The sequence below is a fragment of the Saccharopolyspora sp. 6V genome (assembly GCF_020176785.1).
GTDB classification, from domain to species: Bacteria; Actinomycetota; Actinomycetes; order Mycobacteriales; family Pseudonocardiaceae; genus Saccharopolyspora_C; species Saccharopolyspora_C gregorii.
Genome location: NZ_JAIUKB010000067.1, coordinates 1 through 11,405, shown reverse-complemented (window position 1 = coordinate 11,405; position 11,405 = coordinate 1). Strand labels below are relative to the sequence as shown.

Here is an 11,405-nt window from a genome sequence, read left to right as displayed (position 1 = left end):
GGCCCACCCCGGTCGGCCCCCTTGCGGTTCCTCTGTGGTTGGTGTTCGAGCATTCAATTTTGTTTCTTTTGTTTTGTATGGTTTCCGTTGTCTTCCCCCCCCCCCCCCCCCCCCCCCCCCCCCGACCCGAAGGTGCAGATCCAGCAGGCCATCGAGGATGCGCAGCGCCAGCACCAGGCACTCTCCCAGCAGGCGGCCTCGGTGATCGGCAACCAGCGGCAGCTGGAGATGAAGCTCAACCGGCAGCTCGGCGAAGTCGAGAAGCTGCAGTCCTCGGCCAGGCAGGCCCTGGTCATGGCCGACCAGGCGCGCGCCGAAGGCGACCCCGCCAAGGCGCAGAAGTACGAGGAGACCGCCACGCAGCTGGCCAGCCAGCTGGTCACCGCCGAACAGGGCGTGGAAGACCTCAAGACGCTGCACGACCAGTCCCTGCAGGCGGCCGAGCAGGCCAAGCAGGCGGTGGACCGCAACTCCCAGATGCTCCAGCAGAAGATCGCCGAGCGCACCAAGCTGCTCAGCCAGCTGGAGCAGGCCAAGATGCAGGAGCAGGCGTCCAACTCGCTCAAGCAGATGAGCGATCTCGCCGCCCCCGGCAACACGCCCTCGCTGGACGAGGTGCGGGACAAGATCGAGCGGCGCTACACCACCGCGCTCGGCGAGGCGGAGCTGGCGCAGAACAGCGTGCAGGGCCGGATGATGGAGGTCCAGCAGGCCTCCCTCGACGCCGCGGGCTCGAACCGGCTGGAGCAGCTGCGCGCCTCCATGGGCGGCGGCCAGCAGCAGGTCACCAGTGGCGAGCAGGCGGGCGGCCAGACCGCGGAACCGGCGACCCGGCCGCAGCAGCAGCAGAACCCGCAGACCGGGCAAGCCTGATCGAGCCGGACGATGCCACCGCGGAAGAACGAGCTCGCGGCATGGGGCGAGGCCGCGCTGCGCGAGCTGCGCGGCCCCGTCGTCGGTGAAGTGCGCCGCAAGCTCGCGCAGTGGCGCGACCCGCGCGCGCGGCTGCTGCGCAAGCGCAAGCGGGCGCGGCAGAACGCCACCGCGGGCACCGTCGGCACCGGGGTGCTCGGCGTCGGCGCGTACGGGGCGTACGCGCCGCACGCGTTCGGCCTCCCCGTCGGCGCGGGCGCGCTGGAGACGATGCTCGACGTCGCCGCGTTCGGCGTCGGCGGAGTCGCCGTCGCCGCCGCGTTCGGCACCGTCGCCGAATGGCGGCGCTACCGGCGGCTGCTCCGGACCCCGTTGCCCGAAGCCGCCCCGGAACCGGTGGAGCTGCCGCCGAACGGCTCGCAGGCCCGGGAACCGATGCGGCTGCTGCGCGACGCCGAGCAGAGCCTGCACCAGGCGTTGACGCAGCTCGGCGGCGGCGGGTTCGAGGAGGCCACCGACGCGCGGGCCACCGCGGACCGCGCCGCGACCGCGCTGCGCGAAGTCGCCTCCCGCCTCCAGGCGGTCGAAGCGGCGTTGCCGCACGTACCCGCCACCGAGCAGGCCGACCTGCGCGCGGACGTGCGGCGGCTGCGCGCCGAACTCGACGAGGGCGTCGAGGGCTACCGCTACCTGGTCGCCGCCGCCGGGCGGGCCGTCGCCGCCAGCGGCGCCCCCGAGCAGCGCCACGCCGTGCAAGACGCCACCGACCGGCTCGCCGGGCTCGCCACCGCGCTGCACGAACTCGGCTGGGGCAGCGGAACCGCCGGATCGGCGGACCAACCTCGCACCTGAGCGGCGAAACCGCAGGTCGCGAACCCGGGTGATGACTCCACGTGGCCCCGGGTGACTTATCTCTTCACCCGGATGACCCCGTTACGGGTTGATTATGTGATGCCGAATAGTAATCTTCCCAGCGTCGCTACGTTACGTGGCGGCGATCCCCGCGGGTGGGGACAGTCGGGGAGGGCGATGTGGCGTTGTGGACCGTGCACGGCAACGGTCGTCAGCTGGTCGACGACGCGGTCGTGGGGTCCGGTGAACGGCTCAGCTGGCCGTTGACCTTCGGGTTCGGGTTCCAGCACCTGATCGCCATGTTCGGCACCACGACCCTCGTCCCGCTGCTCACCGGTTTCCCCGCCTCCACCACGCTGCTGCTGTCCGGCCTCGGCACGCTGCTGTTCCTGCTCGTCACCCGCAACCGGGTGCCCGCGTACCTCGGCGCCTCGGCCGCCTTCGTCGTCCCGATGGGCGCGGCCGTCGACCACGGCGGAGCCACCCCGGGCGCGCTGCTCGGCGCGATCATGATCGTGGGCCTGGTGGTGTTCACCTTCGGGGTCGCGGTCAAAGCGCTCGGCGTGCGGCTGCTCGAATCCGCGATGCCCCCGGTGGTCACCGGGGGCATCGTGCTGATGATCGGGCTCAGCCTCGCGCCGCAGACGGTGAGCTCGTTCAGCGCGCAGCCCGTGCCCGCCGCGATCACCCTCGCCGTCGTCGTGCTCGCCACCGTGCTCAGCCGCGGCATGCTGCGGCGGCTCGCCGTGCTGCTCGGCGTGCTCGCCGGCTGGACCTGCGCCGCGCTGCTCGGCCAGGTCGACCCGGCTCGGCTGGACGCCGTCGCCCGCGCCCCCTGGTTCGGGACGCCGGAGTTCGTCACCCCGCAGATGCACCTGTCCGCGGTGCCGTTCGTGGCGCCCATGGTGCTGGTGGTGCTCGTCGAACTCGTCGGCAACGTGAAGGCCGTCGGGGCGATGAGCGGGCGCAACCTGGACGGCCAGGTCGGGGACGCGCTCATCGGCGGTGGGCTCGCCACGGCGCTCTCCGGAGCGGGCGGCGGTTCGGCGCTCAGCAGCCACGCCCCGAACGTGGGGGTGATGGCCGCGGCCCGCGTGTACTCCACCGCCGCCTGCATGATCGCCGCGGTCGCCGCCGTGGTGCTCGCGTTCTGCCCGAAGTTCGGGGCGCTGCTCGGCACCATCCCGGTCGGCGTGCTCGGCGGCGCGCTGCTCGTCGTCGTGGGCGTGCTCGCGCTCGTGGGGGTGCGGATCTGGAGCGAGGCGGGCGTGGACTTCGCCGATCCGGTGAACCTCGCGGTGCTCGGGACCGCCCTCGTCGCCGGGGTCGGCGACCTGACGCTGTCGCTGGGGGCGCTGCGCTTCACCGGGCTGGTGTGGGGTTCCATCGGCATCGTGCTCGTGTACCCGGTGCTGCGGGGACTCGCCGACGCGGTCTCCGCGCGCCGGGATGCTTAGCGGTGGGGGACGGGTTGGCAGCGGGGGCAGTGGTAGGTGACCCGCTCCGCACCGCCATCGCGGTGGACCGGGCCGCCGCAGCGCAGGCAGGTCCGGCGGCCGTACACCCAGTAGCGGGCATCCCGGCGGAGATCGCCCGTGGTGGACCGCTCCGGGCTCCACGCGTTGCGCAGCAGCAGGTCCCGGCACAACCGCACCGCCCGCTCCGCGTCGACCTCCGCCACCGGGGAGTGCGGGGAGCGGCGCAGCAGGAAGCACACCTCGGTCCGGTAGATGTTGCCGACACCGGCCAGCACCGACTGGTCCAGCAGCGCCGCACCGATCTCGCGGGCCGGGTCCGCGGTGAGCCGCCGCACCGCCTCCGCCGCCGACTCCGGACCCCACTCCGGTGACAGCAGGTCCGGGCCCAGGTGACCGACCAGCGAGTCCTCGTCGGCGGTGCGCACCCAGCGCATCCCGCGCAGGTCGAACCCCACCGCGGTCCGGCCCGGTACCTCCAGCACCGCGCGTGCCCGGTGCGCCGGGCGGCGCCATCGGCCACCCGGCGAGTACAGGTGCCACGCGCCGTCCATGCCCAGGTGGCTGTGCAACGTCCGCTCGCCGGTGAAGCGGATCAGCAGGTGCTTGCCGACCGGGCGCGCCTCGCGCACCACCCGGCCGCGCAGCTCGACCTCGGCCAGGCGCGGATGGCGCAGCTCGCCGCGCACCACCTCGGCCCCCGCCAGCGCCTCGTCGAGGCGCCGGCAGGTCAAGAACACCGTGTCGCCCTCCGGCATCAGGCTCCCGGTCGGGCGTCGCCGTCGAACTCGTCCAGGTCCTGATCGCCCGGGTCGTCGTCGAACGAGTCGTCCGGCAGCGGATCCCGGCGGCGGCCGGCGCGCAACGTGCGGGCCAGCAGCAGGTTGAAGCCCAACGCCACCTCCCGGGCACCCGGCGTCCCCCACTGGTGGATCGGCATGCACGCGCCCTGCGCCTGCTGCACCGCGAGCCGGTCCGGCAGCGCCACCGGCATCACCAGCGGACCGAAGATCTCCCGCAGCTCCTCGATGCGGAACTGGTGCTCGTGCGACCGCGGCCGCACCCGGTTCACCACCACGCCCAGCGGTTGCAGGCGCGGGTTGTTCTCGGCCCGCTCCGCCTGCACCGCCTCGAACGCGCGCTGCACCCCGGACACCGCGAAGATCGTCGGCTCGGTCACCAGCAGCGCCCGGTCCGCCGCGATCAACGCCGAACGCGTCAACCTGCCCAGCGACGGCGGGCAGTCCAGCAGCACCAGCTGGTACGGCAGCTCGCCCTCCGCGATCAACGCGTCCAGCGTCGACAGCGCCTCGGTGAGCTTCGCCAGATCGCCCCCGCCGTCGTGCGGGCCGCCGTTGTGCAGCTCGGCGTCCTCCGACCCGACCAGGACGTCGACCTCCGCGCCCCACCCGCTCGGCGCCACCGCCGCGCGCAGCACCTCCGCCCGCGGATCGGACAGCACGTCGCTGAGACCCAGCCGGGTCTCGTCCGGCTCCAGCGCGGCCGTCGCGTTGCACTGCGGATCCAGGTCCACCACCAGCGTCCGAGCGCCGCGGCGCATGGCCGCCGAAGCGAGCCCGAGCACCACGGTCGTCTTCCCGACACCGCCCTTGAGGCTGAGCACTGCCACCGTTTGCACGCCCGTAGCCTACGGAACCGGACCGATCACGTGTGCTGCTGCGCCCACCGTCCCGCCCCGCCGGTGCGTCGCCCGGTCTGACCCGCCATTACGCTGCTGGCCATGAGATCCGACGCCGTCGACCGGGTGCTGGAAGAAGAGATCACCGAAGCCCGAACGCGCCGGGACGGCCGCCCGCCCCGAGTCCTCGACGTGGGCGGCGGCAGCGGGGTGTGGGCGGTGCCGCTGGCGAGCGCGGGCTGCGAGGTCACCGTCGTCGACCCCAGTCCCAACGCGCTCGCCACCCTGCAGCGCCGCGCCGCCGACGCGGGCGTCGACCGGCTCATCACCGCGCTGCAGGGGGACACCGAGGCGCTGCACGCCTTCGCGCCGCCCGGTGGGGCGGACCTGGTGCTCGGCCACGGCCTGCTCGAATACGTCGACGACGTCGCCGGATCGCTGGCCTCGCTCACCGCGGCCACCGCGCCCGGTGGAGCGGTGTCGGTGCTCGTGTCCAACCGGTACGCCGCGGTCCTCGCCAGCGCTCTCGCCGGGCGGCCGGCCGACGCGCTGCACGTGCTCCGCGACCCGGACGGCCGGTACCGGGGCGGCGGCGACACCGTGCTGCGCCGCTTCGACGGCGACGAGCTCGCCCGGCGGATGCGCGAGGCGGGGCTCGACGTGGAACTGGTCCAGGGGCAGGGGGTCTTCACCGACCTCGTGCCGGGGTCCGTCGCCGAGGGGCAGGGTGCCGACGCGCTCGCCGAACTGGAACGCGCCGCCGCGGCCACGCCACCGCTGCGGGACGTCGCCACCCGGCTGCACGCCGTCGGACGGCTCCGCGGCTGACCCCGAAATCCCACGTCGCACCGGGGGATTGCGCCGATCGGTTGATCCGACGGGATGATGTCGGCAACCTCCGAGGCGCGACCTGACCCCTGCGGGTAGTCGTGACGTCGCCGGAACCGTATCCTCGACGGTGACGCCCCCAAGCGTTCGCCGGGTTCCCACTCCGGAGGCCTGCCCTCCGGGTTCCGGCGCCACTGAGTTACCTGTGCCGGAGGAGGAGCCATGCCACTCTCCGAGCACGAGCAGCGACTGCTCGACCAGATCGAGCGCGCGCTCTACGCCGAGGATCCGAAGTTCGTCTCCACCGTGCGTGGCGGCCGGTTGCACCGACCGTCGCGGCGGCGTCGCCTGCAAGGCATCGCCGTCTTCGTGCTGGGGTTGATCCTGCTGGTGCTCGGCGTGGTGATACCGGTCAAACCGGCCGATATCCCCGTGGTGAGCGTGGTCGGCTTCCTCGTGATGTTCGGCGGAGCAGTTCTGGTGCTGTCCGCGATGCGTGGTGGCAGCCAGGAAGCGGAATCCGAGGGGGAGGGGAGCGCAGGCCCGGCGTCCGGTGGAGACCGGAAGAAGTCCGAGCCGCGAGCGCGCGGTTCCTTCGCCCAGCGGATGGAAGAACGCTTCCGGAAGCGGTTCGAGCAGTAGTCCCGACAGGGACGGCGGAGGCCGGAGATCGTCGACCTCAGGGTCGGCGATCCGTCCTCATCACCTAGCCCGATGGTCCTTCGACCGTCGGGCTGGTTTCGTTTCCGGGGGTGTTCGGGAGCCGTCGCCGGGGCTCGGCTCCGGGGCGAGGCGTCCGCAGCGGGTGGCCGGGAACCGGGCGACCGCCGCGTCCGCTCCGGATATCAACCTGATCACCCGGCGGATCGAGGTTCGGTCGATCAGGTTCCTGGCCTGATCTGGAGTCCTCGATCAGGGTCTCCGCTCGGTCGGGGCAGTGGTCGGTCAGGACTCCGGCCCGATCAGGACTCCGGCCGATCGCGGCGGGCCGCCGGCAACACCGACCGGGGGACCAGGCGGTGCCGCCAGGGGAGCGGTGCACCGTCCCGCAGCGCCGCCAACGCCCGGGGGAGCGCCTCGGCGGGCGCGGCGATCCCGGTGGCCACCGAGTGCCCGGCCGGGGCGTACCACTCGTGCTCCACCGCCGTCACCAGGTCGTCGACCGAGCGCGCCGCGTCCTCCGGCAGCTCCGCCGACTCGACGAGCGCGGTGGCGGTGGAGCGGACCGTGCCCGAGGCGTCCGGGCGGTGTCCGCTGCGGTCGGTGTGCTCGTCGAGCAGCTCGTCCCACGCCGCGCTCGCCGCACCGGCGGCACCCGACCGCACCACGGCGAGCCGCCGCCTGCGGCGGAACTCGCGCAGTCCCAGCGGAGCCGCGCCCAGCGCCAGCACCGCCAGCGGCACCGCACCCACCGCGATCCACGCGCCGGACCCGCCGGGGCGGTCCGCCTCCGGAACGGGCGGCTGCGCCGCGTCGCCGGGAGCGGGGGTCTGCGACGGGGCCGTCGAGGGCTCCGGGGACGGCTGCTGGGATTCGCCGGGCGCCGGGGTCGGGGACGGTGCGGGCGCGGGCGGGCTCAGGTACTCCGGCAGCGCGGTGCGGCCGTCGGTCAGCGGCGTCGGGTCGAACGTCACCCAGCCGTAGCGGGGGAAGAACGCCTCCACCCACGCGTGCGCGTCGTTCGTGGTGATCACGCGCTCGTCGCCGTCCCGGTGGCCGGGGGTGAAGCCCACCGCGACCCGAGCCGGAACGCCCACCGACCGCAGCAGCACGCCCATCGAGGAGGCGTACTGCTCGCAGAAGCCCCGCTTGCCGCGGAACAGGAAGTCCTCCAGCGCGTTCCCGCTCGTCGACGGCGCCGTGCTCAGGTCGTACCGGAACCCGTTGGACCGGTCTGTGAAGAACCGCTGCAGGGCCGCGGCCTTGTCGAAGTCCGTCGGGGCGTCCGCGGTGATCCGGCGGGCCAGGTCCGCGATGCGCGGCGACACCCCGCTCGCGTCCGAGTAGGCCGGGTCGACCGACGCCGGGCCGCTCGCCGCGCGCAGCTGCTGCGGCGACGGGGACGGCAGCGCCACGTCCTCCACGTACGGCCTGCTCTCCTGCCGGACCTGGGTGAACACCACGCCGCTCGTGGGGTCGTAGTTCCACTGCAGGCCCATGCCGGTCACCCCGCGCGGCACCCCGAAGATCGGCAGCCACGGGTCGCGGTAGCCGACCGGGTCGATCCGCACCGTCGCGGACGGGCCCGCCGCCAGCGTCTCGGTGCCGTCCGGCAGCGGCAGCGGGTGCTGCCCGGCGTCCACGCCCGAGGTCAGCTTGCCCAGCTCCCAGCCGCGGCCCGGGTCGAAGTGCTGCAAGGTCATGGCCCGCAGGTAGGTGGGCTGCGGCAACCCGCTCACCCGGAACAGGTCCACCGGGTCGTCCCGGTCCAGCTGCCCGCGCAGCGACGTGAACGGCCGCAAGCCGATGCCGCCGTTCGCCGAGCCGTAGCCGGTGGACGCCCCACCCGGCAGCCGGCCCTCGGTGCCGACCCCGGTGAACACCACCCCGCTCAGCACCGCCAGCACCCCGGCGGCCGCCACCAGCACCACGCCCCGGTGGTCGAACCGAGCCAGCGGCGAGGAGGCCGACGCGGTCTGCCGGTGGCTGCCCGCGCACGCCAGCAGCAGCGCGAAACCCGCCGCACCGGCTGCGAACGTCCACCACGGCAGCATGTTCGGCGCCAGCGAAGCCGGGATCGCCACCACGCACAGCAGCACCAGACCGGCCACCGCGGGCACGCCCGCGGCCACCGCGATCACGTCCACCAGCAGCGCGACCACACCGAGGCCGAGGCACAGCAGCACCTGCAGCGGGGGCTCCGCCGGAACCGGCGGCACGCCCTCCCTGGCCACCTGCATCGCCTGCCCCAGCAGGCCGGACAGCTCGCCGAACGCCGCCGGACCGGGCAGGAACCCGAGCACCGCCTGCCCGGTGAACAGCGCCGAGAGCAGCACCACCAGCGCGCACAGCTGCGCGAGCCCCACCAGCGGCGGCCACCAGCGCAACGTGCGACCCAGCAGGCCGACACCGGCCACCACGGCCACCGCCAGCGCCACCGGCAGCACCCAGCGCGCATCGCTCACGATTCCGGTGAACCCCGTGGACACCGCCAGCGAGGACACCGCGGCGGCCGTCGTGGCCACCGCCGTCGTGCCCGCCGGACGAACCCGGGTGCTCACGACACCACCCCCGGAGCCGCCGAGGCGACCTGGCACAACCGGCCCCACGCGCCCGCCATCGACGAGCGGGGACCGTCGACCACCACCACCGACCAGCCGGACGCGCGCAGCCGGTCCGCGGTGCGCTGCGGGGAGAAGGAACCGTCCGCGGGATCACCCGCCCACGTCCGCACGTCCAGCAGCAGCGCCAGGCTGCGCGCGCGCTCCGGGCGCAGCCGGGACAGCTCCTGCACCCCGGCCGTGCTGGTGGCGCCCAAGATCGCGATCAGCTCCTGCCCGCTGCCCGGGTCCTGCGGGCACACCAGGTCGCGCTGCGCGGACGGCCGCACCGCCGCCAGCGCGTCCAGCATCGCCGCGTCGTCGTGGCCGCCGTCGAACGGGCCGGGACCGCCGCTGAGCGTCGCCGCGTCCTCGGTGACCAGCCGCACCTGCTGGCCGTGCGCGTGCAGGTGCGAGCAGATGCTGGCCGCCGCCGAGACCGCCCACTCCAGGCTCGCCGCCGCTCCCGTGCCGCGGTGCGCCGCGGACCGCCGGTCCAGCAGCACCGTCACGCCGCCGTGCCAGGGCCGCTCCTCGACGCGCACCATCAGCTCGTCCCGCTTGGCGGTGCTCTTCCAGTGCACCCGGCGGATGTCGTCGCCGTGCCGGTACTCCCGCACCATCGTGTCGTCGTCGCCGTGCCCGGCGCGCAGCCGCGTCGAGCCGTCCTCCCCGGTGCCGAGGCCGGAACCGGCGGGCAGCCCGCCCAGCGGCACCACCTTCGGCACCGCGACCAGCCTGCTGCGCCCGGCGAGCTCGTGCTCGAACTCGGTGAGCCCGAACGGGTCGCCGATCCGGGTCCGCAGCGGGCCGATCTGGTGGATGCCGCGCAGCCCCGGGCTCGCCGGGTATTCCAGCACCGCACCCGACCTGGGCACCGACTCCAGCCGGAACCGCGGCCGGCCGCCCAGCGCGTGCGGCACCCCGTCCTCCAAGCGCAGACCGCCCATCGGCACCGCGGATGTCCCCGTCAGGTGCAGGCGCACCGAAGCGTTCCCGCCCACCGGGACCCGGCCCGGCAGCACCTCGCGCCGCGCCCGGATGCCGTGCTTCACCCGGCCCGCCAGCAGCAGCGCCAGCAGCGGCAGCACCACGACGAACGCCGCGATCCGCAGCAGGTCCCGCTCGTCGAGCACCACCGAGCACACCGCCGCGGCCAGGCCCGCCGCCAGCAGGCAGCGACCCCGCACCGTCAGGCCGGACAGCACGCGACTACCGCCGGGGCCCGGAGTCGCCCCGCGGCACCTCGACCCGGCGCAGCAGCGAGCGCACCAGGTCGGAAGCGGAACGCCGGGTCGCGCGGGCCTCGCTGGTCAGCACCAGGCGGTGCGCCAGCACCGGCACCGCCACGTCCTGCACGTCGTCCGGCACCACGTACTCCCGGCCGGACAGCGCGGCCTGCGCGCGGGCCGCGCGCACCAGCTGCAAGGTCGACCGGGGTGAGGCGCCGAGCCGCAGCTCCGGCAGCGTGCGCGTCGCGGTGACCAGCTCGATCACGTAGCGGCGCAGCTCGGTGCTGACGTGCACGTCGCGGACCGCCCGCAGCAGCGCGCGCACCTGGTCGGCGTCGGTGACCGGCCGCAGCTGGTCCATCGGATCGCGGCCCGCGTGCTCGTCGACCATCGCGAGCTCGGCCTGCTGGTCGGGGTAGCCGATGGACACCCGCGCGGTGAACCGGTCGCGCTGCGCCTCCGGCAGCGCGTAGGTGCCTTCCATCTCGATCGGGTTCTGGGTGGCGATGACCATGAACGGCGCGTGCAGCTCGTAGGTCTCGCCGTCGACCGTGACCTGGTCCTCCTCCATGCACTCCAGCAGGGCGGACTGGGTCTTCGGGGAGGCGCGGTTGATCTCGTCGCCGACGACGATGTTCGCGAACACCGGGCCGGGCCGGAACTCGAAGGCCTCCGCCTGCCGGTTGTAGAGCGAGACGCCGGTGATGTCGCTGGGCAGCAGGTCGGGGGTGAACTGGATGCGGTTCACCGTGCAGTCGATGGAGCGGGCGAGGGCCTTCGCCAGCGAGGTCTTGCCGACGCCGGGCACGTCCTCCACCAGGAGGTGGCCTTCGGCGAGCATGGTCACCAGCGCGATCCGGACCACGTCGGGCTTGCCGACGAGGACCTGCTCGACGTTGGCGGCGATGCGCTGCACGGTGCCGTGCAGCGCGGCGATCGTCGCGGGTTCGGACTCCCGCACGTACCCGCCGCTGCCGCGGGAAGCCGCGTCGGCGTGCCCGCCACCGGCGAACGCGGTGCCGGACGTGGGCATGTTGGGCGTCACGAAACCTCCAGGTGTTCGCTGAGCGCCGCGGCGTGCCGCCGTCCGCGTCGACGAGGGCCGCCGACTCCGTCGACCGGTGACGGGGGCTCGGCGATCGCGCGCTCAGGTGCCTCCGCAGTGTGCCAAACCGCAGGCGGCCGCCGTACCGGTGCCGGTGGCCTGGGGTGTTCCCCACGTTCCCCCACCGGAGCCCCCGGACGC

At 74.2% G+C, this 11,405-nt stretch carries 9 protein-coding genes and 1 pseudogene; 5 read left to right on the top strand and 5 right to left on the bottom strand.

Features of this window, described 5'->3' with window-relative positions; translation table 11 throughout:
* Positions 1–123: 123 nt before the first annotated feature.
* The 3 genes and pseudogenes from LCD35_RS14260 to LCD35_RS14250 form a co-directional block, all read left to right on the top strand.
* Positions 124–873 (top strand): annotated as a pseudogene (locus LCD35_RS14260) (PspA/IM30 family protein); the annotation flags it as partial.
* A 12-nt stretch (positions 874–885) separates the two neighbouring features.
* Positions 886–1,725 carry a hypothetical protein gene (locus LCD35_RS14255; protein ID WP_224961172.1) on the top strand — a complete coding sequence of 280 codons (840 nt, stop codon included), beginning with the start codon at positions 886–888 and terminating at the stop codon, positions 1,723–1,725.
* Between the two features lie 179 nt (positions 1,726–1,904).
* Positions 1,905–3,182: a uracil-xanthine permease family protein gene (locus tag LCD35_RS14250; protein ID WP_224961174.1), complete on the top strand. Its 1,278-nt coding sequence runs from the start codon at positions 1,905–1,907 to the stop codon at positions 3,180–3,182.
* Here the strand turns inward: LCD35_RS14250 and LCD35_RS14245 are convergent.
* Positions 3,179–3,958: an Fpg/Nei family DNA glycosylase gene (locus LCD35_RS14245; protein ID WP_224961176.1), complete on the bottom strand. Its 780-nt coding sequence runs from the start codon at positions 3,956–3,958 to the stop codon at positions 3,179–3,181. The two genes, LCD35_RS14250 and LCD35_RS14245, sit on opposite strands and share 4 nt — an antisense overlap.
* Positions 3,958–4,839, bottom strand: a complete 882-nt coding sequence (locus LCD35_RS14240) for a ParA family protein (RefSeq protein ID WP_224961178.1) — start codon at positions 4,837–4,839, stop codon at positions 3,958–3,960. The genes LCD35_RS14245 and LCD35_RS14240 overlap by 1 nt, the downstream gene beginning before the upstream one ends.
* Before the next feature lie 102 nt (positions 4,840–4,941).
* Here LCD35_RS14240 and LCD35_RS14235 point away from each other — a divergent pair, with 102 nt between their 5' ends.
* Entirely contained in the window at positions 4,942–5,667 is a 726-nt protein-coding gene (locus LCD35_RS14235) for a bifunctional 2-polyprenyl-6-hydroxyphenol methylase/3-demethylubiquinol 3-O-methyltransferase UbiG (RefSeq protein WP_224961180.1), read from the top strand.
* Between the two features lie 222 nt (positions 5,668–5,889).
* Complete coding sequence (locus tag LCD35_RS14230; protein WP_224961181.1) at positions 5,890–6,309, top strand: DUF3040 domain-containing protein; 420 nt, start codon at positions 5,890–5,892, stop codon at positions 6,307–6,309.
* 320 nt (positions 6,310–6,629) lie between these two features.
* Here LCD35_RS14230 and LCD35_RS14225 read toward each other — a convergent pair whose 3' ends face one another.
* The 3 genes from LCD35_RS14225 to LCD35_RS14215 are packed head-to-tail and all read right to left on the bottom strand — an operon-like array spanning position 6,630 to position 11,204.
* Positions 6,630–8,888, bottom strand: coding sequence for a DUF3488 and transglutaminase-like domain-containing protein (locus tag LCD35_RS14225; RefSeq protein WP_225044319.1), 2,259 nt, complete (start codon positions 8,886–8,888; stop codon positions 6,630–6,632).
* Positions 8,885–10,135: a DUF58 domain-containing protein gene (locus tag LCD35_RS14220; RefSeq protein ID WP_224961185.1), complete on the bottom strand. Its 1,251-nt coding sequence runs from the start codon at positions 10,133–10,135 to the stop codon at positions 8,885–8,887. The genes LCD35_RS14225 and LCD35_RS14220 overlap by 4 nt, the downstream gene beginning before the upstream one ends.
* Positions 10,136–10,139: 4 nt before the next feature.
* A complete protein-coding gene (locus tag LCD35_RS14215; RefSeq protein WP_224966784.1) occupies positions 10,140–11,204 on the bottom strand; it encodes a MoxR family ATPase in 1,065 nt (354 codons plus the stop codon).
* Positions 11,205–11,405: the final 201 nt, after the last annotated feature.